The organism is Bradyrhizobium sp. 521_C7_N1_3, assembly GCF_052075975.1.
Classification (GTDB): Bacteria; Pseudomonadota; Alphaproteobacteria; order Rhizobiales; family Xanthobacteraceae; genus Bradyrhizobium; species Bradyrhizobium japonicum.
In genome coordinates, this window is the sequence record NZ_CP197232.1 from 3,496,552 (window position 1) to 3,522,275 (window position 25,724).

At 64.6% G+C, this 25,724-nt stretch carries 25 protein-coding genes; 15 read left to right on the top strand and 10 right to left on the bottom strand.

Annotated features, from left to right (window positions below; genetic code table 11):
• Nucleotides 1-23 precede the first annotated feature (23 nt).
• Nucleotides 24-965, top strand: coding sequence for a DMT family transporter (locus tag AB7008_RS16255; protein WP_304494148.1), 942 nt, complete (start codon nt 24-26; stop codon nt 963-965).
• Between the two features lie 60 nt (nt 966-1,025).
• Nucleotides 1,026-2,105, top strand: coding sequence for a zinc-binding dehydrogenase (locus AB7008_RS16260; RefSeq protein ID WP_041955861.1), 1,080 nt, complete (start codon nt 1,026-1,028; stop codon nt 2,103-2,105).
• A gap of 108 nt (nt 2,106-2,213) precedes the next feature.
• On the opposite strand, the gene ppk2 is transcribed toward AB7008_RS16260, so the two are convergent.
• Together ppk2 and AB7008_RS16270 are read right to left on the bottom strand one after the other, a co-directional pair.
• Complete coding sequence (gene ppk2, locus AB7008_RS16265) at nt 2,214-3,140, bottom strand: polyphosphate kinase 2 (protein ID WP_441259073.1); 927 nt, start codon at nt 3,138-3,140, stop codon at nt 2,214-2,216.
• A 96-nt stretch (nt 3,141-3,236) separates the two neighbouring features.
• Nucleotides 3,237-3,698, bottom strand: coding sequence for an Lrp/AsnC family transcriptional regulator (locus tag AB7008_RS16270; RefSeq protein WP_014497003.1), 462 nt, complete (start codon nt 3,696-3,698; stop codon nt 3,237-3,239).
• Nucleotides 3,699-3,834: 136 nt separating this feature from the next.
• Between AB7008_RS16270 and AB7008_RS16275 the strand changes: the two genes are divergently transcribed.
• Both AB7008_RS16275 and AB7008_RS16280 read left to right on the top strand, forming a co-directional pair.
• A complete protein-coding gene (locus tag AB7008_RS16275) occupies nt 3,835-6,198 on the top strand; it encodes a transketolase (RefSeq protein WP_304493284.1) in 2,364 nt (787 codons plus the stop codon).
• 268 nt (nt 6,199-6,466) lie between these two features.
• The gene (locus AB7008_RS16280; RefSeq protein WP_028157056.1) at nt 6,467-7,897 is read left to right on the top strand and encodes an aldehyde dehydrogenase family protein; all 1,431 of its coding nucleotides are present in this window, start codon (nt 6,467-6,469) and stop codon (nt 7,895-7,897) included.
• Nucleotides 7,898-8,163: 266 nt separating this feature from the next.
• On the opposite strand, the gene AB7008_RS16285 is transcribed toward AB7008_RS16280, so the two are convergent.
• Nucleotides 8,164-9,144 carry an SMP-30/gluconolactonase/LRE family protein gene (locus AB7008_RS16285; RefSeq protein WP_028157057.1) on the bottom strand — a complete coding sequence of 327 codons (981 nt, stop codon included), beginning with the start codon at nt 9,142-9,144 and terminating at the stop codon, nt 8,164-8,166.
• Between the two features lie 89 nt (nt 9,145-9,233).
• On the opposite strand from AB7008_RS16285, the gene AB7008_RS16290 reads away from it, so the two are divergent.
• The gene (locus tag AB7008_RS16290; protein ID WP_259224253.1) at nt 9,234-10,058 is read left to right on the top strand and encodes an NAD-dependent epimerase/dehydratase family protein; all 825 of its coding nucleotides are present in this window, start codon (nt 9,234-9,236) and stop codon (nt 10,056-10,058) included.
• Nucleotides 10,059-10,125: 67 nt separating this feature from the next.
• Here AB7008_RS16290 and AB7008_RS16295 read toward each other — a convergent pair whose 3' ends face one another.
• Together AB7008_RS16295 and AB7008_RS16300 are read right to left on the bottom strand one after the other, a co-directional pair.
• Entirely contained in the window at nt 10,126-10,956 is an 831-nt protein-coding gene (locus AB7008_RS16295) for a potassium channel family protein (RefSeq protein WP_304493285.1), read from the bottom strand.
• A 31-nt stretch (nt 10,957-10,987) separates the two neighbouring features.
• Nucleotides 10,988-11,893 carry a transglutaminase family protein gene (locus AB7008_RS16300; RefSeq protein ID WP_441259074.1) on the bottom strand — a complete coding sequence of 302 codons (906 nt, stop codon included), beginning with the start codon at nt 11,891-11,893 and terminating at the stop codon, nt 10,988-10,990.
• 191 nt (nt 11,894-12,084) lie between these two features.
• Between AB7008_RS16300 and AB7008_RS16305 the strand changes: the two genes are divergently transcribed.
• The 3 genes from AB7008_RS16305 to AB7008_RS16315 all read left to right on the top strand — a co-directional run bounded on the left by AB7008_RS16305 (nt 12,085) and on the right by AB7008_RS16315 (nt 13,316).
• The gene (locus AB7008_RS16305; protein ID WP_028157061.1) at nt 12,085-12,348 is read left to right on the top strand and encodes a GlsB/YeaQ/YmgE family stress response membrane protein; all 264 of its coding nucleotides are present in this window, start codon (nt 12,085-12,087) and stop codon (nt 12,346-12,348) included.
• Nucleotides 12,349-12,380: 32 nt separating this feature from the next.
• Nucleotides 12,381-12,758, top strand: coding sequence for a hypothetical protein (locus tag AB7008_RS16310; protein WP_225894998.1), 378 nt, complete (start codon nt 12,381-12,383; stop codon nt 12,756-12,758).
• A 99-nt stretch (nt 12,759-12,857) separates the two neighbouring features.
• Entirely contained in the window at nt 12,858-13,316 is a 459-nt protein-coding gene (locus tag AB7008_RS16315; RefSeq protein ID WP_028157063.1) for a MaoC/PaaZ C-terminal domain-containing protein, read from the top strand.
• A 17-nt stretch (nt 13,317-13,333) separates the two neighbouring features.
• Here AB7008_RS16315 and AB7008_RS16320 read toward each other — a convergent pair whose 3' ends face one another.
• Nucleotides 13,334-14,020, bottom strand: coding sequence for a GntR family transcriptional regulator (locus AB7008_RS16320; RefSeq protein ID WP_304493287.1), 687 nt, complete (start codon nt 14,018-14,020; stop codon nt 13,334-13,336).
• 172 nt (nt 14,021-14,192) lie between these two features.
• Between AB7008_RS16320 and AB7008_RS16325 the strand changes: the two genes are divergently transcribed.
• From AB7008_RS16325 to AB7008_RS16340, 4 genes are all read left to right on the top strand, one after another.
• Entirely contained in the window at nt 14,193-15,911 is a 1,719-nt protein-coding gene (locus tag AB7008_RS16325; RefSeq protein WP_304493288.1) for an IlvD/Edd family dehydratase, read from the top strand.
• 61 nt (nt 15,912-15,972) lie between these two features.
• Nucleotides 15,973-16,968: a TRAP transporter substrate-binding protein gene (locus AB7008_RS16330; RefSeq protein ID WP_028157066.1), complete on the top strand. Its 996-nt coding sequence runs from the start codon at nt 15,973-15,975 to the stop codon at nt 16,966-16,968.
• A 153-nt stretch (nt 16,969-17,121) separates the two neighbouring features.
• The gene (locus tag AB7008_RS16335) at nt 17,122-17,700 is read left to right on the top strand and encodes a TRAP transporter small permease (protein ID WP_028157067.1); all 579 of its coding nucleotides are present in this window, start codon (nt 17,122-17,124) and stop codon (nt 17,698-17,700) included.
• Complete coding sequence (locus tag AB7008_RS16340) at nt 17,697-19,037, top strand: TRAP transporter large permease (protein ID WP_038956785.1); 1,341 nt, start codon at nt 17,697-17,699, stop codon at nt 19,035-19,037. The genes AB7008_RS16335 and AB7008_RS16340 overlap by 4 nt, the downstream gene beginning before the upstream one ends.
• Here the strand turns inward: AB7008_RS16340 and AB7008_RS16345 are convergent.
• Nucleotides 19,030-19,611, bottom strand: coding sequence for a histidine phosphatase family protein (locus AB7008_RS16345; RefSeq protein WP_038931448.1), 582 nt, complete (start codon nt 19,609-19,611; stop codon nt 19,030-19,032). The genes AB7008_RS16340 and AB7008_RS16345 overlap by 8 nt on opposite strands.
• A complete protein-coding gene (locus AB7008_RS16350; RefSeq protein ID WP_441259075.1) occupies nt 19,608-20,402 on the bottom strand; it encodes an enoyl-CoA hydratase/isomerase family protein in 795 nt (264 codons plus the stop codon). The genes AB7008_RS16345 and AB7008_RS16350 overlap by 4 nt, the downstream gene beginning before the upstream one ends.
• Before the next feature lie 242 nt (nt 20,403-20,644).
• On the opposite strand from AB7008_RS16350, the gene AB7008_RS16355 reads away from it, so the two are divergent.
• Nucleotides 20,645-21,865, top strand: coding sequence for an NAD(P)/FAD-dependent oxidoreductase (locus tag AB7008_RS16355; RefSeq protein ID WP_028157071.1), 1,221 nt, complete (start codon nt 20,645-20,647; stop codon nt 21,863-21,865).
• On the opposite strand, the gene rbsK is transcribed toward AB7008_RS16355, so the two are convergent.
• Both rbsK and AB7008_RS16365 read right to left on the bottom strand, forming a co-directional pair.
• The gene (gene rbsK, locus AB7008_RS16360; protein ID WP_441259076.1) at nt 21,866-22,780 is read right to left on the bottom strand and encodes a ribokinase; all 915 of its coding nucleotides are present in this window, start codon (nt 22,778-22,780) and stop codon (nt 21,866-21,868) included.
• A 17-nt stretch (nt 22,781-22,797) separates the two neighbouring features.
• Nucleotides 22,798-23,691 (bottom strand): sugar kinase, encoded by an 894-nt coding sequence (locus AB7008_RS16365; protein ID WP_014496984.1) that lies wholly within the window; start codon nt 23,689-23,691, stop codon nt 22,798-22,800.
• A 208-nt stretch (nt 23,692-23,899) separates the two neighbouring features.
• Between AB7008_RS16365 and AB7008_RS16370 the strand changes: the two genes are divergently transcribed.
• Together AB7008_RS16370 and AB7008_RS16375 are read left to right on the top strand one after the other, a co-directional pair.
• The gene (locus AB7008_RS16370) at nt 23,900-24,748 is read left to right on the top strand and encodes a VOC family protein (RefSeq protein WP_441261212.1); all 849 of its coding nucleotides are present in this window, start codon (nt 23,900-23,902) and stop codon (nt 24,746-24,748) included.
• 163 nt (nt 24,749-24,911) lie between these two features.
• Nucleotides 24,912-25,619 carry a TetR/AcrR family transcriptional regulator gene (locus AB7008_RS16375; RefSeq protein ID WP_014496982.1) on the top strand — a complete coding sequence of 236 codons (708 nt, stop codon included), beginning with the start codon at nt 24,912-24,914 and terminating at the stop codon, nt 25,617-25,619.
• Nucleotides 25,620-25,724 lie beyond the last annotated feature (105 nt).

Genomic DNA, 25,724 nt, shown 5'->3' on the forward strand with positions numbered 1-25,724 from the left:
CCGCAAGGCTCGACAGTATTCCCATGCCCGTGCCGGAGAAGAAGCAGGAGGCTCGCCGCGCGCCTGCGCGTGTCGATCATCCCTTCAAAGGCATCGCGCTGGTGCTGCTGTCGACGGTATTCCTCGGCTGTTCCGACGTCACCGCGAAGTATCTGTCGACGAGCCTGCCGTCGATCGAGATCACCTGGATCCGTTTCGTCACGTTCGCGCTGATGTTCACGCCGGTGATGCTGCCGGGCTCGCCGCTGCATGCGATGCACACCGATCGCCTCGGCCTGCAGCTGATGCGCGGCGCGGCGCTGCTCGGCTCGTCGCTGTTCTTCATCACCGGACTCCGTTTCCTCCCCATCGCGGAAGCCTCGGCCACCGGCTTCGTCTCGCCGCTGTTCGTCACCGCGCTGTCGATCATCTTCCTGAGCGAGAAGGTCGGCATGCGCCGCTGGATCGCGACCGCGATCGGTCTCATCGGCGTGATGATCATCCTGCGTCCGGGCTCCAATGCGTTTCACGCCGCCGCGTTCTTCCCGATCATCTCGGCGTTCTGCTGGGCGGCTGCGCTGATCCTGACGCGCATGATGAGTGGGCGCGAAGCCGTCCTCACCACCATGGCCTATTCGGCGCTCACGGGCGTTGCGATCCTCAGCCTGATGGTGCCGTTCGTCTGGGTGACGCCGAGCTGGACCGCGATCGGGCTCGGCATCGTGATCGGCGTCGCGTCGACCGTGGGCCAGTGGATCATCGTGCTGGCCTATCGCTACGGCGATGCCTCGGTGCTGGCGCCGTTCTCGTACACACAGTTGCTGTGGGTCAGCATTCTGGGCTTCTTCCTGTTCGGCGAAGTGCCTGACGTCTGGACCGTCACTGGCGCTGCCTTCATCGTCGCCAGCGGTCTCTACATCGCCCATCGCGAGCGCATCCGCCGCGCCCAACTGCTGGTGCTGGAAGAGCGTTCCCCGAACCCTTGACGCAAGTTCGCGGCTTCCGCTTCGTGCTATCAACGGCTCCAACAACACGGGAGGAGCCGGATGCGCGCTGCGATTTTCAGGAACGGTGAGATTGTCGTCGACCGGATGGCCGAGCCGAAGCCCGGTAACGGTCAGGTGCTGGTCAGGACGCTCGCCTGCGGCATCTGCGGCTCCGACCTGCACGCGCGCCAGCATGCTCCCCGCATGGTGGAGATGGCGAAGAAGACCGGGCGCAAGCCGATGGACCTCGCCCGCGACGTCGTGTTCGGCCATGAGTTCTGCTGCGAGATCGTCGATTACGGTCCCGGAACCGCGCGCAAGCTCAAGCCCGGCACCCGCGTCTGCTCGCTCCCGGCGCTCGTGACGCCGCAGGGCATCGAGGGCATCGGCTATTCCAACGACAATATCGGCGGCTATGCCGAGGCGATGCTGCTCAGCGAGCCCCTGCTGCTTGAGGTGCCCAACGGTCTCGCGCCCGAACATGCGGCGCTGACCGAGCCGCTCGCCGTCGGCGTCCACGCCGTGGCGAAAGCCAACATCCGAGGCGGCGAGGTACCGCTCGTGATCGGCTGCGGCCCGGTCGGCCTCGCGGTGATCGCAGCGCTGAGGATCAAGCGTCTGCACCCGATCGTCGCCGCCGATTATTCGCCGGCACGGCGTGCGCTCGCTGCAAAGCTGGGCGCCGATATCGTCGTCGATCCCAGGGTGTCGCAGCCCTACGCGACCTGGGCCGAGCACGCGCAGATGTCGGAGGCCGAGAAGGCGGCGCGGCCGCCGTTCCAGGCCATGCTGCCGGCGCTGAAGCCCGCGATCATCTTCGAATGCGTCGGCGTGCCCGGCCTGTTGCAGCAGGTGTTCGAGGGCGCCCCGCGTGACGCACGCATCGTGGTGGTCGGCGTCTGCATGGAGACCGACAGGAGCGAACCCATGCTCGGCATCATGAAGGAGCTCAACGTCCAATATGTGCTCGGCTACACGCCGGATGAGTTCGCAGCGTCATTGCGCCTGATCGCGGAAGGGCAGGTGGATGCGGCCGCGATGGTGACCGCTGAAGTGGGCATCGACGGCGTCGCGAAGGCGTTCGCCGATCTCGCCAACCCCGAGGCGCATACCAAGATCATCGTGCAGCCGTGGCGGTGACGGTGCCGTAGGGTGGGCAAAGCGAAGCGTGCCCACCATTCTCACCACGAACGCGGACGCGTGGTGGGCACGGCGCACTGCGCCTTTGCCCACCCTGCGAGACTTCCGTCAGTATTTCGACGGCACGTACATCTCCGGCGGAATCGGGCCGCGGTGATAGTCGGGGTTGCGGACGCGCGGCGGCAGCACCACGGGCACGCGGGCGACCTCCTGGTACGGCATCTGGCTGAGCAGATGCGCGATGCAGTTGAGGCGGGCGCGCTTCTTGTCGACGGCGTCGACGATCCACCACGGCGAGTCCGGCAGATGCGTGTGCTCCAGCATCGTCTCCTTGGCCTTGGTGTAGGCTTCCCAGCGGCTGCGCGCCTCGACGTCCATCGGGCTCAGCTTCCACTGCTTGAGTGGATCCTTGATGCGCATGGTGAAGCGGAACTGCTGTTCGTCGTCGGTGATCGAGAACCAGTATTTGACCAGGATGATGCCGGAGCGGATCAGCATCCGCTCGAACTCCGGCACCGTCTTGAAGAATTCCTGGTACTGCTCTTCGGAGCAGAAGCCCATCACGCGCTCGACGCCGGCGCGGTTGTACCAGCTGCGGTCGAACAGCACGATCTCGCCGCCGGCCGGCAAATGCGACACGTAGCGCTGGAAATACCATTGCGTGCGCTCGCGCTCGCGCTCGCTCGGGGCGGGGAGCGCCGCGACACGGCAGATGCGGGGATTGAGGCGCTGGGTGATGCGCTTGATGACGCCGCCCTTGCCGGCGGAGTCGCGGCCCTCGAACAGCACCACGACCTTCTTCTTCTCGCTCTGTACCCAGTCCTGGAGCTTGACCAGTTCGCCCTGGAGGCGGAGCAATTCCCGGAAATAGAGCCTGCGATCCACCGTCGGGCGGAGCGCGTCCGTCTCGTCCAGCAGCTCGTCGAGCCTGCTGTCATCGAGCTCCATCTCCAGCTCTTCGTCGAGATCGTCGGTCATTTCCCGGATGATGCGCTCGCGTTTGGCCATTTCAGGGGTGCGATCGGATGCGGTCATGGGTCCTTCTTTCGGCAGGGTGCCTGTCGCCCGTGACCATCGGCGGGGTTTATTGCGCCCATGTGACACCGGTTCCGAAATAGGCCGGCGGCGCCGTCAGACCGGCAGGGCGATCGAATATTTGACCTGGCTCAGCGCAAAGCTCGACTCGATCGAGGCAATGCCGTCGAGCCGGGTCAGCTTGGTCTTCAGGAAGGTCTCGTAGGAGGCGAGGTCGGCCGCCACCACGCGCAGGAGATAGTCGCGGTTGCCGGTCATCAGATAGCACTCCAGCACCTCGTCCCATTTCGAGATCGCGCGGGCGAAACGATTGAGATCCTCCTCCTTCTGCCGCGCCAGCTTGATCGAGATGAAAACACTGACATGCAGCCCCAGCGCCTTCTGGTCGACGGTGGCGATGTAGCGGCTGATGACCCCGCGCTCCTCCAGCAGCTTGACTCGGCGATGGCAGGGCGACACCGAGAGCCCGACCTTGTCGGCCAGCTCCTGCATGGTCAGCCGGCTGTCGTTCTGGAGCAAAGCGAGGATTTTCCGGTCGATGGCGTCGAGGTCCGGCATTGGGATGAAACCTGTCTGAAGTGAGGATCCATTGGTAAGATATCCCAATATTTTGAGGCATGGCGCGAAAAATTGAGAAGTTTGGCGCCGTCCGCAGGCGTATCATCGTGATCACCTGTTTCCGGGAGCCATTGCCATGCCCGTTGATACCGCCCGTCTGGACACATTGACCGCGCTGGCCCGCAAGGCGCTGTGGCTGTCGTCATGGACCATCCATCACGCCAACCACATCCGCGCCAATGCGGACGGGCTCAAGGTCGGGGGACACCAGGCCTCGTCCGCCTCGCTCGCCACCATCATGTCGGCGCTGTATTTTAGCGTGCTGCGCCCTGAGGATCGCGTCGCGGTGAAGCCGCATGCGAGCCCGGTGTTCCACGCCATCCAGTATCTGTTCGGCCGGCAGACCCGCGAGAAGCTGGAGAACTTTCGCGGGTACAAGGGCGCGCAGTCCTATCCCTCGCGCACCAAGGATGTCGACGACGTCGATTTCTCCACCGGGTCGGTCGGCCTCGGCGTCGCGCAGACGCTGTTCGCCTCGCTGGTGCAGGACTATGTCAAGTCGCATGGCTGGATGAAGGATCGCCGCGAGGGGCGGATGATCGCCCTCGTCGGCGATGCCGAGATGGACGAGGGCAACATTTTCGAAGCGCTCGCCGAAGGCTGGAAGCACGGCCTGCGCAACACCTGGTGGGTGGTCGACTACAACCGCCAGTCGCTCGACGCCGTCGTGCGCGAGGGCCTCTGGGAAAAGTTCGAGACTATGTTCCGCAATTTCGGTTGGGACGTGGTGATCGTGAAATATGGCCGCCTGATGCGTGAAGCCTTTGCCGAGCCAGGCGGCGAGGCGCTTAAAGCTTGGATCGACAATTGCCCGAATGCGCTCTACGCGGCGCTGTGCTTTCAGGGCGGCGCCGCCTTCCGCAAGCATCTGCACGATGAGATCGGCGATCAGGGCCCGATCACCAAGCTGATCGACAGGCGCAGCGACGAGGAGCTGCTGGCGCTGATGTCGAACCTCGGCGGCCACGACATGGCGAGCATGCTGGAGGCATTCGAATCCATCGACCATGATCGCCCGGTCTGCTTCATCGCCTACACCATCAAGGGCGTCGGCCTGCCGTTCCAGGGCCACAAGGACAACCACGCCGGCCTGATGACGGTCGCGCAGATGGAGAAATATCGCGAGAGCCAGAACATCCGTCCGGGCCACGAATGGGACAAGTACGAAGGCCTCGCGCAGGACGCTGCCGAGCTCGACGCCTTCCTCGCGCGCGTGCCGTTCAACCGGGACGGCCGCCGGCTGACCGCGCCGGTCATCGAGGTGCCCCAGCAACTCGCGTTCAAGCCGTCGCCGCAGATGTCCACCCAGCAGGGCTTTGGCCTCGTGCTGAACGAGATCGCGCGCGGCGACAGCGAGCTGGCGAGGCGCATCGTCACGACCTCGCCCGACGTCACGGTCTCGACCAATCTCGGTCCGTGGGTGAACCGGCGCGGCCTGTTCGCGCGCGGCGAGAAGGCGGACTTATTCCGCAGCGAGAAAATTCCCTCCACGTTCAACTGGGACTTCTCGCCCAAGGGCCAGCATCTCGAGCTCGGCATCGCCGAGATGAACCTGTTCATCATGCTCTCGGCGCTCGGTCTGTCGCACCAGATCAATGGCGAGCGGCTGCTGCCGGTCGGCACGCTCTACGATCCCTTCATCGAGCGCGGCCTCGATGCGCTGAACTACGCCTGCTACCAGGACGCGCGCTTCATGGTGGCAGCGACGCCCTCGGGCATCACGCTCGCGCCTGAAGGCGGCGCGCACCAGTCGATCGCGACGCCGCTGATCGGCATGGCGCAGGACGGGCTCGCCTCGTTCGAGCCGGCTTTCGTCGACGAGCTCGCCGTGATCATGGCGTGGGGCTTCGATCACATGCAGCGCGATCCGGGCGAGGGTGGCTCGGTCTATTTGCGGCTCTCGACGCGCAGCATCGAGCAGGCGCAGCGGATCATGACGCCGGAGCTTGCGCAGGGCATCACCGACGGCGCGTATTGGCTGCGCAAGCCGGGGCCCAATGCCGAACTCGTGATCGCCTATACCGGCGCGGTCGCGCCCGAAGCGATCGAGGCGACCGGCTTCATCGGCGAGAGCCGCCGCGACATCGGCCTGCTCGCGATCACCTCGGCGGATCGCCTGCATGCGGGTTGGACCGCCGCACGGAAATTGCGGCGCGATCGTCGCGGCGTGCAGCATCTCAGCCACATCGAAAAGCTGCTGGCGCCGCTGCCGCGCGACTGCGGCATCGTGACCGTGATCGACGGCCATCCCTCCGCGCTCGGCTGGCTCGGCAGCGTCCGCGGCCATCGCGCCGAGGCGCTCGGCGTGGAGCAGTTCGGCCAGACCGGCACCATCGCGGACCTCTACCGCCATTACGGCATCGATGCGAATGCGATCATCGATGCGGCGGAAAGTCTCACCACCGGCGCACCGGTGCTGCACCGGAAGATGGCGGTGTAGTCGAGGTAACTATCCCGTCGTTCCGGGGCGACGCGTAGCGTCGAGCCCGGATTCCATAACCACGATCGGGAGTATGGATTCCGGGCCCGCGCCAAGGGCGCGTCCCGGAATGACATCTGAGGGAGCCTTGCCTCGTTCCCGCCATCGGCTCATATATCCTCCGTCCGCCGCAACGCTGGCCCCGCATATGGCGGGTTCAATTGCCGGCGCTTTCGTGCAAGGATGCCTGCCGAAACGCCCCCTCCAAGCCCCCAAGAAGAGGTTAACGATGGTCAATCGCATGCAATTCTACATCGACGGCGCCTGGGTCGATCCCGCCGTCAAGAAGTCCACCGCCGTGGTCAATCCCGCGACGGAAGAGGCGATGTACGAGGTTGCGCTGGGCTCCAAGGCTGACGTCGACAAGGCCGTCACTGCTGCCAAGCGCGCCTTTGCAACCTTCTCCCAGACCAGCCGCGAGGAGCGCGTCGCGCTGCTCACCAAAGTCATTGAGATCTACAAGGGCCGCCTCAAGGAAATCGGCGCCGCCGTGTCCGACGAGATGGGCGCGCCGCTGCCGATGGCGGAGAAGCTCCAGGCCGGCGCCGGCCTCGGCCATCTCATGACCACGCTCGACGTACTCAAGAACTACCATTTCGAGGAGCCCGTCGGCACCGCCATGGTGCTGCGCGAGCCGATCGGCGTGGTCGGCATGATCACGCCCTGGAACTGGCCGCTGAACCAGATCGCCTGCAAGGTCGCGCCCGCGCTTGCCGCCGGCTGCACCATGATCCTGAAGCCGTCGGAGTTCACGCCGACCTCGGCTTTGATCTTCGCGGAAATCCTCCATGAAGCGGGTGTGCCGAAGGGCGTGTTCAACCTCGTCAACGGCCTCGGCCCCGAGGTCGGTGCCGCCATGAGCGAGCATCCTGATATCGACATGATCTCGTTCACCGGCTCGACCCGCGCCGGCATCGACGTGGCCAAGCGCGCCGCGCCGACCGTGAAGCGCGTCAGCCAGGAGCTCGGCGGCAAGTCGCCGAACGTCATCCTCGAAGGCGCCGACCTGCAGAAGGCGGTGACCGGCGGCGTGATGCACATGTTCAACAACTCCGGCCAGTCCTGCAATGCGCCCTCGCGCATGATCGTGCCGCTGTCGAAGATGAAGGAAGTCGCCGCGATCGCGAAGGCTGTCGCCGACAAGACCAAGGCGGGCGATCCGCGCGCCGAAGGCACCACCATCGGCCCGGTCGTCAACCGCGGCCAGTGGGACAAGATCCAGGGCCTGATCAAGAAGGGTATCGACGAGGGCGCAACGCTCGTCGCCGGTGGCCCGGGCCTGCCCGAAGGCGTCAACAAGGGCTTCTATGTCCGTCCGACCATCTTCGCCGACGTCACGCCCGACATGACGATCGCCCGTGAAGAGATCTTCGGACCGGTGCTGACCATCATCGGCGCCAAGGACGAAGCCGACGCCGTGCACATCGCCAACGACACGCCCTATGGCCTTGCCGGCTATGTCACCGCCGACACGGTCGAGAACGCCAAGCGCGTCGGCCGGCAGATCCGCGCCGGCAACGTCAATCTCCAGGGCGTGCCCAACGACCGCACCGCGCCGTTCGGCGGCTACAAGCAGTCCGGCAACGGCCGCGAGTGGGGCAAGTACGGCCTCGAGGACTTCCTCGAAGTTAAGGCGGTTGCGGGCTTCAACGCGGCGTAAGCGCCTTAGCCTGAACAACACGGCGCCGGAGCGGGCAACCGCTCCGGCGTTTTTCGTTCCGTCATTGCGAGGAGCGCAGCGACGAAGCAATCCAGACTGTCTCCGCGGAGAGATTCTGGATTGCTTCGCTTCGCTCGCAATGACGGCGGAGAGATTTCGTAGGGTGGGCAAAGGCGCGTAGCGACGTGCCCACCACCACGAGTCGGCAAGGAATGGTGGGCACGCTACGCTTTGCCCACCCTACAGGACCGTCGCTTGGGGAGCGCCTATCCCCCCAACGCTCCCTGCGTGTTCACATACAGCGCGTAGATCGACTGGCTCGCCGCCATGAACAGGCGGTTGCGCTTGACGCCGCCGAAGCAGAGATTGGCGCAGCGCTCGGGCAGCGCGATGCGGCCGATCATGACGCCGTCGGGCGCGAACACCACGACGCCGTCGAGCTCGGGATCGCCCATGCCCCAGCCGCACCAGAGATTGCCGTCGATGTCGACGCGGAATCCGTCCGGCGTGCCGGGGCCGGCATCGACGAAGACGCGTTTGTTCGAAAGCTTGTCGCCGGAAGGTGAAACGTCATAGGCGAGAATTTTGCGGGTCGGCACGCCGCGGGATTCGATGAGGTAGAGGATTTTCTCGTCCGGCGAGAAGGCGAGCCCGTTCGGCCCAAGCACACCCTCGGCGACGACGGTGGCCTTGCGGGTCTCCGGGTCGAGCCTGTAGACGTTCATGTCGATCTCGGGCTCGGACTTGTAGCCCTCGTAATTGCCGAGGATGCCGAAGATCGGATCGGTGAACCAGATCGAGCCGTCCGATTTAACAACGACATCGTTCGGCGAGTTCAACCGCTTGCCATTGAATTGATCCATCAGCACGGTGATCTCGCCGTCATGCTCAGTGCGGGTCACGCGACGGCCGCCGTGCTCGCAAGTGACCAGCCGGCCCTGGCGATCCCTGGTGTTACCATTGGCGAAATTCGAGGGTTTTCGGAAGTTCGAGACCGCGCCGGTCTCCTCCTCCCACTTGATGATGCGCTGGTTCGGGATGTCGCTGCAGAGCAGATATCGCCCGTCGCCGAACCACACGGGACCCTCGGCCCAGCGCAGGCCGGTCGCCAGCCGCTCCACGGCCGACAGCTTCAGCCAGTATTTTTCGAAGCGGGGGTCCAGCGCCTTTATCGCCGGATCGGGGTAATAGGTCGCCGGCCGCCAGCCTTGGCGAAAATCCGGGGAGTGGGACGATGCCTCATTCATGTCGATTCTCTCGTTTCGTTCCCTCTGGACAATCCTGCTATCATTAGAGACATGTGACCGCAAATCGGTCACCACAGGCGAGGGAAGACATGCCGCGTATTTTGATGACGGGAGCTTCGGGCGGAATCGGCACGAGCCTGCGAAAGTTGCTGCCGCCGATCTATCCGGATCTCCTGCTCTCCGACATCAAGCCGCCCGCCGATCTCGGCGCGAACGAACAATTCAAGGCGGCGGATCTCGCCGATCTCGCGCAGTGCGAGGCGATCTGCGAAGGCGTCGACGGCATCATCCATTTCGGCGGCTATTCGGTCGAAGGCACCTGGGACCAAATCCTCCAGGCCAATATCATCGGCGGCTACAATTTGTTCGAGGCCGCCTACCGCAAGGGCGTCAAGCGCGTGGTATTCGCCTCGTCCAACCACGCCGTCGGCTTCTATCCCCGCCACCACAAGATCGGGACCGACGTCACCCCGCGCCCCGACGGCCGTTATGGCGTCAGCAAGGTGTTCGGCGAGGCCGTCGGTGCGCTCTACGCCGACAAGCACGGCCTGAAGGTGACTTGCCTGCGCATCGGCAATTTCGGCGACATGCCGCTCGACCAGCGCCGGCTCTCGATCTGGCTGAAGCCCGACGACCTCGTGCAGCTCTGCCGCATCGGGCTCGAACATCCCGACATCCATTTCGAGGTCTTCTACGGCGCCTCCCTCAACGAGCGCGCCTGGTGGGACAACCACCGCGCCTACGAATTCGGCTATCGCCCCACCGGCCGCGCCGAGGATTTCCGCGAGCACGCGATGGCCGAGCAGGCCAAGCTGAAGCCGGATCCGGTCGGCGACCATTACCAGGGCGGCGCCTTCTGCAGCAACGAGTTCGACGGCGACGCGAGCCGGATCATTGATTGGAATAAGCGCTGAAATGCCATGCCCCTCTCCCCAGTCATGAGGTGAGGGGGCCTCTCCGGGGCGCTCGCCGGCATGCTGCCTAGTCCATTCCTTCATCGGGAATGTTCAAGATGGTCCCGCACGCCTTGCAATGCACGGCATCCACATCATGCCGCTGCAGGCCGCAGACCGGACAGGGGAAGCGCACCTTGGAAGGCGCGAGCAGGGCCTTGGCGAGATTCAGGAAAAGGGTCACGCCAAAAATCATGATGACGACGGTGATCAGGCGGCCGACGGTCCCGGGCAAGGTGATGTCGCCGAAGCCGGTCGTGGTCAGTGCGGTGACCGTGAAGTAGAGCGCGTCGGCGTAGTTGGCGATCTGGTGATTGTGAGACTTCTGCGTCTCGTAGACGATCCCGGTCATCACGAAGATGAACACGCCGAGGTTCGCGACGGCAAAGACCACTTCCTCATTTCGCCGGAAGAAGGGGCTGTCGATCCGGAGTCGCGCCACCATTTGGTAGTCGCGCAGCAGCCGCAATGTTCGAAATGCGCGCAGGAAGCCGCCGGCCTCTCCGGCGAGCGGCGCAAGGAACGAAATGATGACGACGATGTCGGTCCAGGTCGAAAGTCGCGCCAAGTCATGCAGCGGCTGACGGCTGATGATCATCCGTGCGGCGAAATCCGCAAGGATCAGCACGCCGAACACGACATCGAGCGACTCGATGGCCCTGTTGCGGGGCAGGAACGAGGTCGCGATGATGAACAGAACCGTGACGATGTCCAGCGCGAGCAGGGCGTATCGGAATTTTATGCAGCCGAACGTGTCGCCTTCGTAAAGTTGCCGGATCCTGCCCTTCAGGGCCTCAAACGGGACGGCGACGGCGTCGAGCGGCCCATGTCCCTTCGTGCTGTTGCGATAAAATGCCATGGTCAGCGACCGCCGCGCCTGTCTCGGTAGCCTACGCCTCCGAAGGATCGAGCATTTCGCCGATCTTGTTGACGGCGACATTGATCGACATGCCCAAATAGTCGCCGGGATCGCCGAACCACGAGCCGGCCAACGGCACGGCCTGGCCCGGATGCCGCGCAATGGCCACCGGAATGAGGTCGAAGCCGGCGCTCAAGCTGTTGGTGGGATCGTAATCCAGCCAGCCGGCGCCGGGCAGGAATACCTGCACCCATGCGTGGGTCGCGCCGGAGCCGGTCATGCCCACGGCGCCGCCATCGAGCGCCGCATCATAGAGATAACCGCTGACGAAGCGCGCGGCGAAGCCGAGCCGGCGCAACGTCTCGATCATCAGCCAGGCGAAGTCCCGGCAGGTGCCCGATTTCGTGCGCAGCGTTTCGCCGGGTGACTGTGTGCCTTCGGCCTCTCGGCCGCGATAGTTGAAGTCGCTGCGAAACATGCCGAGCATTCGGCGCAGCACGTCGGCGGTCCGATCCTGATCGCCGGCAACGAAGCTCTTGGTCCACGCCGCATGACTGCCGTCTGCATCGTCGGCATGCGGGCGCAGGTAACCGGCAAGGTCGGTCCATTCGTCCGGGGTGTACTGCACGGGGACCTCCTCGGCCCGGGGCTCCAGCGGAAATGTCTCCAGACCCTTGATGCCGAAATAGACGCCACGAACCCTGAACGTGAATGTCAGCTCGCTGCCGGGTTCGCTGAAGTCCATCACCGTGACGGCATTGGAGCGGGAGTCGGTGACCCAATGCACCTTTGACGGCAGGCTGGTCGCAGCGGACCAGCGAAGCAGCCGGGTCGAGGCGCCGCGCCGCGGCAGGAACATCGCCCAGTGCGTGCCGAACCTCACCGGCTTTGCATAGCGGTAGGTCGTGGTGTGCGTGATCTCGCCAATGATCGCCATGCACTGATCCGCTTCGCATTGCGGAGCGCATTGAGCGCCTTCCCGCGCAAGAGAGCAGGCACCAGCTTTCGGCCCGGCCGCTTCCGCCCATTGATCTAGATCAACGTCGTTCCCGGGATCGTCTGGCCCATCAAGCGATCACGCATTCCTTCAGACGTTGATGTGCAAACCGACCGAATGGAGCGATGGACATGGGTATCCTTTGGACGATTATCATTGGATTTATCGTCGGCGTGGTCGCGAAATTCATCATGCCCGGCGACAAGTCCGAGCCCTCGGGGTTCATCCTGACGACGGTTTTGGGAATCGTCGGCGCATTCGTCGCGACGTGGCTCGGCCAGGCCGTGGGATGGTATCGGTTCGGGGAGGGCGCCGGCTTCATCGGCAGCGTCGTCGGAGCCATCATCCTCCTCTTCCTGTACGGGCTTGTCATGGGTCGTCAGGGCCGCGCTTGAAAATCTCGCCATCAGCCGTCGCAATGCTCGCGATGATCGTTTCAGGACCGGCGCGAGCCGCAGCCCTCAGCGATGCCGAGGCGACATTCCTCGACCAGCTCGTGACCGCATCCGTCGTGCTGGAGCAGCGATGCGACGGTTACGAGGTCGATGGCGCCGGGGGCGTTCAGCTCGGCGCCCGGCTGCTCGGCAGCCCCGAGGCCGCGATGGCCATGATCGACGCCTATGCCGCCGCCATCAAGGCCCGCGACGGCGAGAGCTACGATCCCGGTAAATTTCGTCCCGAGGTTTCGGACGCGGCCGCCAAGACGTTCAGGCGCGTCCGGACGGATTTGGTCAGGGATCCGAAAAGGGCCTGCGCCGACTATGGCGATGCCGGCGTGGATCGCGGTCTGCTGAGGCGGTACTGAACGTGCATGTGCGTTAGCGCCGATCCGCGCCAACTGCGGAGCTTGAGCGGTGGGACGGGTAGAGTTGCATCACATCCAGCCAGCGCTTGGGAGGCGTTGATGGCCATCCTGTATTTCGACGAGGCTGAGGTCGGCAGATTGCGGACGGCGGGCCCGTATCAGGTATCGAAGGACGAGATCATTGAATTTGCCAAGAAGTTCGACCCGCAGCCCTTCCATGTAGATGAGGAAGCTGCCGCACGCTCGGTCTTTGCGGGGTTGACGGCATCAAGTGCTCACACCTTCGCAATCCTCATTTCATTGTTGAGCAAGACACAGCCGTTTTCGCTTCGTGTCCTGGCCGGGCTCGGTTTTGATGAACTCAGGTTGCCCACGCCGGTGCGCCCGGGAGACGAGCTTGGTCTTGATGTGACGATTCTGGAGAAGCGCGAAACCAAGTCGCATCCCGACAGGGGTGTCGTCCGCAACCAGATCCATCTCCGTAATCAAAAGCGCGAAATCGTGCTGCAATGTATCGGCACAGTCCTCGTCGCGCGCCAGCCGGTCGCGAGCTCCTGAGACGTCGAAGCGAAGCTCTACCGCCGCGTCTCCTCACCCGCGATCCTTGCCAGATAGTCCGCCTTGCTGAACTGCATGTGATCCACGCACAGCTGCGCCAGCGCCCAGCTGTCGCGGCCCTTCAACAGTTCGATCATCAGCTCGTGCTGGCGGCGCGACTGCGCGAGGCCATCGCGATCGGCGAGGTTCTTGGCGCGCATCGGCAGCGTCAGGTTCATGTAGTCCTGGAGCGAGCGGACGAGATACGGATTGCCGCAGGCCGAGAACAGCGCGAGATGGAAGGCGTCGTTGGCCTCGTGGATGCCGCGCAGATCCTGCACATCGGCCTTCGCGCAATATTGCCGCTGCAGTGCGGTCAGCTCGTCGATCAGGGCTTGCGGCGCGGGCAGCGGGATCATCAGCGCGGCCTGCCGCGTCAGCATCTCGCGGACCTCGTAGATCTGCCGGACTTCCTCGGTTGAATAGAACCGCACGGTGGCGCCGACGTTCTTCTCGCGGCGGACGATGCCGCGGCGCTCCGCATCGACCAGCGCCTGGCGCACGAAGTGCCGGGAGGTGCCGTAGCGCGACATCAGCGCGTCCTCGGTGAGGCGCGCGCCCGGCGGCAGGCGGCCGAAGATGATGTCCTCTTCCAGCCGCGCGACGACGTTGTCCGGATCGTCGCGCCGGACCGGCAGTGCCTCAGCGGTGCGAATGTCGGACATGTCCTCAGCCTCCGGCTTCGGCCGGTTCGCCTTGTGGAGCAGGGAAGAGATGGATTGTCAATAATTCGTGCAGTATGCGCCGCTAGAGGCCAGAAAGTGCGACGAAATGGACCAATCTTATTGACAATCGAGGGGCAGGCTGTACCACAATGGCAACGTAAGGAGTGGCATGATGACGAGTGGTTTGCGCAAGGGTCTGACGAGCTATGGCGATGCCGGCTTCTCGCTGTTCCTGCGCAAGGCGTTCATCAAGGCCATGGGCTATTCCGACGACGCGCTGGAGCGCCCGATCGTCGGCATCACCAACACCTATAGCGACTACAATCCCTGCCACGGCAACGTCCCGCAGATCATCGAGGCCGCCAAGCGCGGCGTGATGCTGTCGGGCGCGATGCCGTTCGTGTTTCCGACCATCTCGATCGCCGAGAGCTTCGCGCATCCGACCTCGATGTATCTGCGCAACCTGATGGCGATGGACACCGAGGAGATGATCCGGGCGCAGCCGATGGATTCGGTGATCGTGATCGGCGGCTGCGACAAGACCCTTCCCGCGCAGGTCATGGCCGCGATCAGCGCCGATTTGCCGACTGTGGTCATTCCCGTCGGTCCCATGGTCGTCGGCCACCATAAGGGCGAGGTGCTCGGCGCCTGCACCGACTGTCGCCGTCTTTGGGGCAAGTATCGCGCCGGCGAAATGGACGATGCCGAGATCGAGGCGGTCAATGGCCGCCTCGCGCCGTCGGTCGGCACCTGCATGGTGATGGGCACGGCCTCGACCATGGCCTGCATGATCGAAGCCATGGGCCTGTCGCTGCCGATGAGCGCGACGATTCCCGCGCCGCATGCCGAACGCTTTCGCCTGGCCGAAGCGAGCGGCAGGGTTGCCGCCGAGATGGCCAAGACCAAGGGACCGAAGCCGAGCGAATTGCTGACGCCGGCCTCGTTCAGGAATGCGCAGGTCGTGCTCCAGGCGATCGGCGGCTCGACCAACGGCCTGATCCATTTGACGGCAATGGCGCACCGCTCGCCCCACCGCCTCGATCTCGAGGTGTTCGACCAGATCGGCCGCGAAGTGCCGGTGCTGGTCGACCTCAAGCCGTCGGGCGAGCACTACATGGAGCATTTCCACCACGCCGGCGGCGTGCCGAAATTGCTGGCGCAACTCGGCGATCTCGTCGATCTCGACGCGAAGACCATCAGCGGCCAGACGCTGCGCGATGTCGTCGCGAATGCGGAGGACGTGCCGGGCCAGGATGCGATCCGTCCGCGCGACAATCCGATCAAGAAGGAAGGCGGCCTTGCCGTCCTGCACGGCAATCTCGCCCCGCGCGGTGCCGTCATCAAGCAGTCGGCCGCGAGCCCCAAGCTGTTGCAGCACACCGGGCGCGCGGTGGTGTTCGAATCCGTCGAGGACATGACCCTGCGGGTCGACCATCCCGATCTCGACGTGAACTCCGACGACGTGCTGGTGCTGCGCAACGCGGGCCCCAAGGGCGCGCCCGGCATGCCGGAGGCGGGCTATCTGCCGATCCCGAAGAAGCTCGCGCGCGGCGGCACCAAGGACATGGTGCGCATTTCGGATGCGCGCATGAGCGGCACCGCGTTCGGCACCATCGTGCTTCACATCACGCCGGAATCCGCCGTCGGCGGACCGCTCGCGCTGGTGAAGAACGGCGACATGATCCGTCTGGATGTTGCCAAGCGCAGCATCGAGTTGCTGGTCGATGCCGTCGAGCTGGAGCGTCGGCGCGCCGCATTGAAGCCGGCCGCCGCGCCGGACGAGGCGCGGCGCGGCTACGCCTGGCTGTTCAACGAGACCATCATGCAGGCCGACGAGGGCTGCGACTTCGATTTCATGCAGAGGACTGGGAAGCAGACTGGGAAGGGGTGACGAACCACCCGAACGACCGCTCAGACCGCACAAGCGGCGGGCGATAAAACAGGGGGAAACGATGATTGCACGATCCATGCGTGGGTTGGTGGCCATGGCCGCCGTACTTTTCGTCACCGGGGCCGGGGCACAGGAGGTGAAGCATTATCGCTTTGCCTATGATCAGCCGCGCAACACCGGCTATTCCATCGCGGGCGACCTCTTTGCCGACAAGCTCAAGGAATTGAGCAAGGGCACCATGATCATCGACCAATATCCGGGCGCGCAACTCGGGCAGGAGCCGCAGGTGCTCCAGCTCGTGAAGGCCGGCGACATCGAATTCGCGATCATCTCCTCGGCCAACACCGCGACGATCTCCCCGCAGGCCGGCGTGATGTCGCTGCACTTCCTGTTCCGCGACGAGAATCACGTGGTCAAGGGGCTGGCCGATCCCCGCGTGTTCGAAGCGCTCAAGACCATGATCGACGAGACCACGCAGGGCCTGCACGTGATTGCGACCGGTTCGCAGGGTGTGCGTCACATGTACTCCAAGAAGGAGATCCACAATGTCGGCGACATCAAGGGGCTGAAGATCCGCGTCCAGGCGACCGCGACCGAGGATATGATGTTCCCGGCCTACGGCGCCCAGACCGTGCATATGCCGTTCGGCAGCGTCTACACGAGCTTGCAAACCGGCGTCGTCGACGTCGCCGAGAACAGCATCAACGTCTACCTCGTCAACAAGCACTACGAGGTTGCCCCGGTCCTCAACATCACGGAGCACGAAGCCAACAACGCGCTGGTGTTCATCTCCGACAAGCTCTGGCAGAGCCTGTCGGCGGAGCAGAAGGGATGGGTGCAGGCGGCGGCCAACGAGATCAGCACGAAGGAGCCCGCGAAGGCGTTCGACCTTGAGCGCACGGCGGCCGAGAAGCTGAAGAAGATGGGCGTGAAGGTCGTCGACAATGTCGACAAGAAGAGCTTCACGGTGATCGCCGATCCCTATCTCGACAAGCTCGCCAAGGAGCTCGGCCCGCATGCCGAGAAGATCAAGAATTTGATCCGGTCGGTCAATTAGTTCCAGCAAAGTCGTCATGCCCGGGCAGAAGCGCGAAGCGCGCCTTCGCGCCAGATGTCCCGGGCATCCACGTTCTTCCTTCGAGCCCGCACCAGGTGCGTGGATGGCCGGGACAAGCCGGGCCATGACGGAAAGCTGCAGCGGGGAGCAACAATGGCCATCGCCGACAAACTGCTGGTACAACGGCAACGCCACCTGAAATGGCGCTGGCTCGATTGGCTCGAGCTTGCGCTGATGATCCTCTGCGGCGTGCTCTGCTTCGGCTTCTCGCTGTCGGTCACCGCCGACATCGTCACGCGCACCATCGGCCACCCCTGGCTATGGCTTCAGGAAGTCACCTCGACGCTGTTCATCTATGCGATCTTCGTCGGGACCGCTGTGGCGACCCGGCGCAACGATCACCTCTATCTCACGGCGATCTCCGAAGCGATGCACGGCACGGCGCGGCTGATCGTCGAAGTGATCATTCGTCTCGTCGTGCTCGGCGTCGCCTTCTGCCTGGTCTGGTACGGCTATCAGAACTATCTTCGCGGCTTCGGCAGTTTTCGCCTGCCGTCGGGCACTCCGATCGCCTCGCTCTATGCGATCATCCCGCTGTCCGGCGTGCTGATCGGCCTGTTCACCATCGAGCAGCTCGTCAACGGCTTGCGCAACGGCTTTGACCATCGCGAGCCGCCCGAAGAGGACGGAGCGCCCGTCATCACGGACGTGCAGATGAGGGCGCAGCCGTGAGCGCACCAATTGTCCTGGCGTTGATGTCGATCTGCTTCCTGTCGTTCGGCTATCTCGGCGTGCCCGTGCCGTTCTCGCTGATGGCCGGCGTCTTCATCGGTGCGATCCTGTCGGATGTCTCGCTGGCCGCGATCATCCAGAAGATCTTCGACGGCGTCGATTCCGAAGCGCTGCTCGCGATCCCGTTCTTTCTGCTGGTCGGCGAGCTCATGAGCTCGGCCAATGTGGTGGTGCGGATCGCAAATCTGTCGGTGTCGCTGGTCGGACATATCAGGGGCGGGCTGTCGCAGGTCGTCGTCGTCTTCAGCATGTTCTTCTCGGAAATGTCGGGCTCGACCACCGCCGACGTCGCCGTGATGAGCCGTGCGCTGGGCGGCCCGATGAAGCGCGAGGGCTACGAGCCCGCCTTCATCGCGGCGATCATCGCGTCCGCCTCGACCATCGCCGCGCTGGTGCCGCCGAGCATCACGGCGGTGGTCTATGGCGCGGTCGGCAACGTCTCGATCGCCGGCCTCTTCATGGCGGGCGTGGTGCCCGGGCTGATGATCGGCTTCGGTCTGATGATCTACTGTTATTTCTTCGGCCCCTCCGGCTTGCGTAAGCCACGCGCGCCGCTGCGGCAGGTAGCGTTCGCCGCAGGCGATGCGGCGCTGCCGCTGATGATCCCGGTCATCCTGCTCGGTGGCATCCTCACCGGCTGGTTCACGCCGACGGAAGCCGGCGTCGTCGCCGTGGTCTGGATCGTGGTGGTGGTGATCCCCGCGCTCAATCGCGGCCATATCAGGAAGATCCCCTACGATTTCTGTCTCGCCGGCCTGATCTTCTCGCTGCCGCTGATCACCATCGGCGCCGCCAACGCCTTCGGCTGGATGCTCGCCTATCTGCGCGGTGCGACCTATATCGCCGAGTGGATCACCTCGATCGCCGGCAACGATCCGCATCTGATCATGCTGCTGATGGTGCTGCTCTTCACCGTGGTCGGTGACTTCATCGAGCCGGTGCCGACCATCATCATCTTCATGCCGCTGGTCAACGCGCTGACCGAGGCCGGCGACATCAACGCCGTGCACATGGGCGTGGTGCTGATCGCCACGCTCGCCTTCGGCCTGATCACGCCGCCATACGGCCTGGTGCTGCTGATGGCCTCGAAATTCGTCGGCATCAGTTTTGCCAAGGCCTTGCGCGCCGCCTTGCCGATCTATGTGGTGTTCCTGGCCACGATCGCGTTTGCGATCTATTTCCCGAGCGTGGTGCTGTGGCTGCCGCAGCACGTGCTGCCGGAGTCGGTCGGGTGCTTCAAATCGCCGGCAGGGACGGGCTACATCTGTCCTAAGTGACGAGTTGCTCGACGCGCCATTGCTTGCCTTCGCGGAGGTAGCGAAACGGCGTGCCGTGGCTGTTCTTGAAATAGCTGCCGCACAGCGAATTCGCCATTCCCTGCATCACCGCGTCGTGGCAGACGAACAGGAAGTCGTCGTCGGGATGACGGTCGAGCCATGCGGAGACGCAAGCCAGCGACCGTTCGGTCATGGCGTCCCAGTTTTCGCCGTCGGCGGGCAGGATCGAGACGAGGCCCGTCGCCGAGTTGACGCCGTGCTTAATCATGAGGTCGCGGACAGGGAGGCCCTCAAAGCTTCCGAAATCGAACTCGATGATGCCGTCGTCGATCGAGAGCGGCACCGAGATGGCGTCCGCGATGATCTCGGCCGTTCGTGCCGCGCGCACCAGCGGGCTCGCGACGATTCGGCTGATGCCGGTACCGCGCAACATGTCCGCGGCCTCGTGCGCCTGCGCAAGGCCGTCCGCGTTCAGCGGGTTGTCGGTTCGTCCCTGAAACAGCCCCTGCCTATTCCAGTCGGTCGCGCCATGGCGCAGGCCGCAGAACGAGCGCGCCGGTGCCGGCGCGCTCACTTGCCCTTGCTCGTGAATTTTTTCACGGCGACGCGGAAATCCTCCGTGTTCATCGCCATGATGATCTTGTGCTCCTCGGCATCGAGCTGCTGCTTCACCGGCGTGGTCGCGGCCTGGTAGACCAGCGACTTGGTGCCGGCGATCGCCGCCGGCGGATTCTGCGCCAGGCGCTCGGCGAGTTTTCGCGTGGCGGCCTTCAACTCCGCAGCGGGGACCACCTTCGCAACCAGGCCCCATTCATGGGCCTGCTGCGCGGTAAAATTGTCCTCCGACAGGAAGATCTGGAGCGCACGTCGCGATCCGACCGTACCGACGATCCCGACCGTCGAGCCGCCGTCCGGCGACACCCCGATCTTGGCATAGGCCGGCGTGAACTTGGCATCCTCCGCGGCGATGCAGAGATCGGTGACGAAGGCGAGGCCCATGCCGGCGCCGGCCGCCGAGCCGTGCACGCTGGACAGCGAGATCTTCGGCATCCGCCGGATGATCTCGATGAAGGCGTGATAGTGCTTCAGCAGCTCGCCGACGACCGGCGTGACCGTGCCGGCTTCGGCCGCAGCGCCGATCGTCTGCAGATCGCCGCCGGCCGAGAAGGCGCGGCCTTCTCCTTCGAGCACGACGACCCTGATGTCGTCGGCGCCTTCGAGATAGGTCGCGAGCTGTTCGAGCTTCTGCGCGATTGCAAGGTTGACCGAGTTGAACGCGGCGGGGCGGTTGAGCGTGATGGTTGCGATCGGGCCGTCGATCCGCAGCAGGGCGGGATCGTCGGGTTTGGAGACGGGAGCTGGCATCTGGAATATCCCCGGCATGAGGTCGTTGCTGCAACTAAATCGCAGAAGGTCGGGGGTGACAATCCCCGGCCGCCAGTGCCCCGCATGTCGCTCTTGCGCGGGACGGAATGATGGGCTCAAATGGGCCGCCTTCGTTTAGGAACGGACACGAGCGCCGGCTCCTCCTGGGCAAGCCAAGCCAATATCAGCGAGAGAGGAGACGACATGGGTGACGCTCGTGTCTCCGGAAATGGGCTGTTCCAATGACGGGTGGTCCGGTGATCATTGTCGGGGCCGGCCATGGCGGCTACCAGGTCGCGGCATCCCTGCGCCAGGCGGGCTTTTCCGATCGCGTCTGCCTGATCAACGACGAGGCGCATCTGCCCTATCAGCGGCCGCCGCTGTCCAAGGCCTATATCAAGGGCTCGGCCGGGCCGGAGAGCCTGATGTTCCGGCCGGAGAAATTCTACCAGGATCAGAAGATCGAGCTGATCGCGGGTCGCGCGGTGTCGATCGATCGCGCCGGCCACAAGGTGCATCTCGCATCGGGCGAGACGCTGCCTTACGGCCACCTCGTGCTGGCCACGGGCGCGCGCAACCGGCTGCTTGATTTGCCCAATGCGAATTTGCCCGACGTGAAATACTTGCGCATCCTCGACGACAGCGAGGCGCTGCGACAGATCATGCCGTCGAAGTCGCGTGTCGTGGTGATCGGCGCCGGCTTCATCGGCCTCGAATTCGCGGCCACCGCGCGGATCAAGGGCCTCGAGGTGGACGTGCTCGAGCTCGCCCCGCGCGTGATGGCGCGCGCGGTGACGGCGGAGGTCTCGGAGTATTTTCAGGCGCGGCATCGCGAGGCCGGCATTCGCATTCACCTCGGTGTGCAGGCGACCTCGATCGAGGCTGAGGGTGGCAAGGTCACCGGCGTTTCCCTGAGCGATGGAAGGCATCTGCCGGCCGACCTCGTCGTGGTCGGTGTCGGCGTGCTGCCGAACATCGAGCTTGCGGCGGAGGCGGGGCTTCCCGTCGCCGCCGGCATCATCGTCGACGAATATCTCTCGACGTCCGATCCTGACATCTCCGCGATCGGCGACTGCGCGCTGTTCGCCAGTCCGCGCTTTGGCGGATCGCAGCGGCTGGAATCGGTGCAGAACGCCACCGATCACGCCCGCTGCCTCGCAGCGCGGCTGACCGGCGACCGCAAGGCCTACGACAGCCATCCCTGGTTCTGGAGCGACCAGGGCGACGACAAGCTCCAGATGGCGGGGCTGACCACCGGCTACGACCGCGTCGTGCTGCGCGGAGATCCCGCGAAGAAAGCGTTCTCGGCGTTCTGCTACAAGGGCGACAGACTGCTCGGCATCGAGTCGGTCAACCGTGCCGGCGACCACATGTTCGGCCGCCGCCTGTTCGGACTGGAGCGCTCGATCACGCCGGAGCAGGCCGCGGATGACGGCTTCGACCTGAAGAGCGCGCTGGCCTGATCAGCCGGCATTGACGACGGCGGCGACTTCCGCGGCCGTCGGCATCGAGGGACCTGCGCCCATCCGCTGCACGCTGATCGAGGCGGCTGCGTTGGCGAAAGCGAGGGCGGCGCGCAGTTGCACGCCGCTCGCAAGCTGCGACGCGAGCGCGCCCACAAAACAATCTCCGGCACCTGTGGTGTCGACCGCCTTCACCGCGCGGCCGGGCACCGCAAACTCCTCGCCGCCTGCCAGCGCGAGCACGCCGCGTTTGCCGAGCGTGATGCAGATGGTCTGGTCCGCACGCGCCTGAAGTTTTCGCGCGACCTCGATGATGCGCGCCGCAGTATCGTCCTCCGAAAGCTCGACGCCCGCGAGGAAGCCGAGCTCGGTCTCGTTCAGCACGAGGATGTCGACGAGCGCCAGCAACTCGGAGGACATCTTTTGCGCCGGTGCCGGGTTGAGCAGCGTCGTCGCGCCGGCGCTTCGGGCACGCTGGAAGAAGGCGGCAATGGTCGGCAGCGGAATCTCGAACTGGCTGACGGCGACGTCGCCTTTCGCCAGCGGCGCATCCGCGACGTCATCCGCACTGACCAGCGCATTGCTGCCGGGGATGACGACGATGGTGTTGTCGGAGGCCGCGACCGTGATGATCGCGGTGCCGCTATGCGTGTCGGCGTCGCGGACGGAGCCGAGATCGATGCCCTGCGCACCGAGGAACGTCCGCAACTCAGCGCCAAACGAATCCTTGCCCAGCCGGCCGATCAGCGTGGTCTTCACGCCGAGTCGTGACGCCGCGACGGCCTGGTTCGCGCCCTTGCCGCCGGGAAAATACAGCACCTGCCGGCCGGCGACGGTCTCGCCGACTTTCGGGTGGCGATCGGCGGTCGCCACCACATCCATGTTGATGCTGCCGGCGATAAAGACGCGCCCCATAACAACCTCTTCGAAGTCTAGACCCTGACTTCGAACTCGTGCCTGACTTTGGCGATGTCCACAAGGGTCGGCAGCCCGGCCTCGTTGCCGAGGCGCTGGATCTTGAAGGTCGAGGCGGCGCGGGCAAAATCAAAATGCTCGCGCCAGCTTTTGCCGGGATGGGCGAGGTAGGAATAGACATAGGCGCCGTGGAAGACGTCGCCGGCGCCGTTGGTGTCGATCACGCGCTCGCGCGGGATCGGCATCGCCGGCATGACCTCGACCGCACCCGTTTCATTGTACCAGAGCAGGCCCTTCTCACCCATGGTGACGCCGCCGATCTTGCAGCCGCGGCTCTTGAGGTAGTCGAGCATCTTCTCGGGCGTCAGGTCCATCTGCTCGCACAGGCGTTCGGCGACGATGGCGACGTCGATGAATGCGAGCAGCTCATGCGTGTTGGTGCGCAGGCCGCCGCCGTCGAGCGATGTCAGGATGCCGGCTTCGCGGCAGACCTTTGCATAGTGGATCGCGGCATCGGGCTGATGGCCGTCGATGTGCAGGGCGCGGCAGCCGCCGAGATTGAGCATCGGGAATGGATGGATGTGCTCGTCGTCGCGGCAGCGGACGATGGCGCGCTTGCCGTCCTTGGGCATGATGAAGGACAGCGAGGACTGGTTCACCTTCCGCCCGTGCAGCGATATCGCGTATTTCGCGCACATGTCCTGGAACATGCGCCCCAGCCAGTCATTGGCCGCCGTGGCGATGAGATCGGGCACGATGCCGAGCTTGGCGCAGCAGAACGCCGCCGTAACCGCGTTGCCGCCGAAGGAGACCGCGTAGTCCGTTGCCACGTGCTTTTCGTCGCCGGTCGGCATGTGGTCGGTGATGAAGACGACGTCGATATAGGTCTGACCGATAAAGAGAGCCTGCATTGGTTGTCCGTGATGCGCTGGGTGGTCCCGGCCGGCGGGCTTACTCTAACACCGGTTCCGCTCTTGGGACGCTGAAATTATTCGCAAATCTGCCGCCCGAGCGCTTGAGGTCGGCATGGGGCCGGAATACGACCATCACCGGTCCATGCCAAGCCCGGACAAACGCCGTCCTTCGGAACATGGTTCCAGGTCGATCAAGGGGGGAATGATGATCACTGGCCTCGATCACGTCGTCGCCCTGGTGAGGGATATCGGTGCGGCCAAGGCGGCGTATCAGACGCTGCTCGGGCGCGCGCCGGCCTGGCAGAATTCCGGCGAGGGCGCCGACCGCGTGCTGTTCACGCTTGCGAACATGACGATCGAGCTGATGGCGCCGAGCGGCTTTAACGTTGCGGCGGACCGGATCCGCGCGCTGCTCGACGACCGCGAGGGCGTGCTCGCCAGCCTGTGCTTTCGTGTCGCAGACATGGGCAAGATGCACCGGCGGCTGGAGCGGGTGGCCTTGAGGCCTGATCCGGTCGCCGAGGTCGAAAGCAGCGACGTCGCGAGCGGCGCGGTCCTGCACTGGAAACGCACGCGTGCCGCGACCGAATTGACGCGCGGCGTGCGCATGTTCTTCCTCGAGCTCGCCGAGGAGCGGCCGCTGTCGGCTGCGACCGACCTCGCGCCGATCGATGGGCTCGACCACGTCGTGGTCACCACCGAGGATTCCGACCGCGCCGCCGCGCTCTATGGCGCGCGGCTTGGCCTTGATCTCGCACTGGACCGCTCGCACCAGGATTGGGGCCAGCTGATGTTCTTCCGCTGCGGCGACCTCATCGTCGAGGTGGTGCGCCGCCCCGTGGCAGGCGGAGATTCCCTGCATGACCGTCTCTGGGGCCTGAGCTGGCGGGTCGCCGACATCGACGCCACCCGCGCCCGCCTGCTCGCCGCCGGCCTCGACGTCACCGAGGTGCGCAACGGCCGCAAGCCGGGCACGCGGATCATGACGGTGCGGAACGGCACCTGCGGGATCCAGACGGTGCTGCTGGAGCGCTCGCCGAAGCCGGCGGAGTAGAACGGAGTCATTCCGGGGCGATGCAAAGCATCGAACCCGGAATCTCGAGATTCCGGGTCTGGTCCTTCGGACCATCCCGGAATGACGGAGCAAACATCCTTGCGTTCTCAAACGCTCGCCCGCGTGTTACACGCGTATCGAGACCACCCAGCGAGCAACCGGTTTGGCGAAGGCAAAGCGAACTCTGAAATGGCAGCGCGACCCCGAGGGGATGCGGCTGCGCATTCTCGAAGCCGCCAAGCAGGAGTTTTCGGCCCACGGCCTCGCCGGAGCGCGTGTCGACCGCATCGCGGCCAAGGCCGGCGCCAACAAGCGCATGCTCTACTATCACGTCGGCAACAAGGACGAGCTCTATCTCGCGGTGCTCGAAGGCGCCTATGACAAGATCCGCAGCGAGGAGCGGGGGCTCGATCTCGAGCATCTCGATCCGCCCGAAGCGATCCGCCGGCTGATCGAGTTCACCTGGAACTACTTCCTGCGCAACCCGGAATTCCTGTCGCTGCTCCAGACCGAGAATCTCGCACGCGCAAAGCACCTCAAGCGCTCGACCAAGGTCAAGTCGATGCACTCGCCCTTCGTCGAGATGATCCGCACCGTGGTGCTGCGCGGCGTCGACAGCGGCGATTTCCAGGTCGCGGTCGATCCGGTGCAGCTCTACATCTCGATCGCCGGGCTCTGCTTCTTCTATCTCTCCAATTCGGCCACTTTGAGCGTGATCTTCGGCCGCGATCTGCTGGCCAAGGACGCCAAGGACGAGCGGCTTTCGCACATGGTCGGCCTCGTGCTGGCCGCGCTGACGGGGCGATCGACCGCGCTGTTCGAGATCGCCAAGGCGCCGAAGTCGCGCAGCGCGGTGGCGCAGACGGTTTAGTCTTCCAGACTTTCCAGAATCGTCATGGCCGGGCTTGTCCCGGCCATCCACGTGCGTCTGCGTGTAGGAGAGACGTGGATGCCCGGGACAAGCCCGGGCATGACG

Coding starts and splice junctions, on each gene's coding strand:
- AB7008_RS16275 (WP_304493284.1), top strand. CDS start 3,835: ATGCCCGTTGATACCGCCCGTCTGGACACATTGACCGCGCTGGCCCGC.
- AB7008_RS16350 (WP_441259075.1), bottom strand. CDS start 20,402: ATGCCAGCTCCCGTCTCCAAACCCGACGATCCCGCCCTGCTGCGGATC.
- AB7008_RS16260 (WP_041955861.1), top strand. CDS start 1,026: ATGCGCGCTGCGATTTTCAGGAACGGTGAGATTGTCGTCGACCGGATG.
- AB7008_RS16315 (WP_028157063.1), top strand. CDS start 12,858: ATGGCCATCCTGTATTTCGACGAGGCTGAGGTCGGCAGATTGCGGACG.
- AB7008_RS16295 (WP_304493285.1), bottom strand. CDS start 10,956: ATGGCATTTTATCGCAACAGCACGAAGGGACATGGGCCGCTCGACGCC.
- ppk2 (WP_441259073.1), bottom strand. CDS start 3,140: ATGACCGCATCCGATCGCACCCCTGAAATGGCCAAACGCGAGCGCATC.
- AB7008_RS16320 (WP_304493287.1), bottom strand. CDS start 14,020: ATGTCCGACATTCGCACCGCTGAGGCACTGCCGGTCCGGCGCGACGAT.
- AB7008_RS16330 (WP_028157066.1), top strand. CDS start 15,973: ATGATTGCACGATCCATGCGTGGGTTGGTGGCCATGGCCGCCGTACTT.
- AB7008_RS16300 (WP_441259074.1), bottom strand. CDS start 11,893: ATGGCGATCATTGGCGAGATCACGCACACCACGACCTACCGCTATGCA.
- AB7008_RS16310 (WP_225894998.1), top strand. CDS start 12,381: ATGATCGTTTCAGGACCGGCGCGAGCCGCAGCCCTCAGCGATGCCGAG.
- AB7008_RS16285 (WP_028157057.1), bottom strand. CDS start 9,144: ATGAATGAGGCATCGTCCCACTCCCCGGATTTTCGCCAAGGCTGGCGG.
- AB7008_RS16270 (WP_014497003.1), bottom strand. CDS start 3,698: ATGCCGGACCTCGACGCCATCGACCGGAAAATCCTCGCTTTGCTCCAG.
- AB7008_RS16325 (WP_304493288.1), top strand. CDS start 14,193: ATGACGAGTGGTTTGCGCAAGGGTCTGACGAGCTATGGCGATGCCGGC.
- AB7008_RS16335 (WP_028157067.1), top strand. CDS start 17,122: ATGGCCATCGCCGACAAACTGCTGGTACAACGGCAACGCCACCTGAAA.
- rbsK (WP_441259076.1), bottom strand. CDS start 22,780: ATGGGGCGCGTCTTTATCGCCGGCAGCATCAACATGGATGTGGTGGCG.
- AB7008_RS16370 (WP_441261212.1), top strand. CDS start 23,900: ATGATCACTGGCCTCGATCACGTCGTCGCCCTGGTGAGGGATATCGGT.
- AB7008_RS16280 (WP_028157056.1), top strand. CDS start 6,467: ATGGTCAATCGCATGCAATTCTACATCGACGGCGCCTGGGTCGATCCC.
- AB7008_RS16290 (WP_259224253.1), top strand. CDS start 9,234: ATGCCGCGTATTTTGATGACGGGAGCTTCGGGCGGAATCGGCACGAGC.
- AB7008_RS16355 (WP_028157071.1), top strand. CDS start 20,645: ATGACGGGTGGTCCGGTGATCATTGTCGGGGCCGGCCATGGCGGCTAC.
- AB7008_RS16305 (WP_028157061.1), top strand. CDS start 12,085: ATGGGTATCCTTTGGACGATTATCATTGGATTTATCGTCGGCGTGGTC.
- AB7008_RS16365 (WP_014496984.1), bottom strand. CDS start 23,691: ATGCAGGCTCTCTTTATCGGTCAGACCTATATCGACGTCGTCTTCATC.
- AB7008_RS16255 (WP_304494148.1), top strand. CDS start 24: ATGCCCGTGCCGGAGAAGAAGCAGGAGGCTCGCCGCGCGCCTGCGCGT.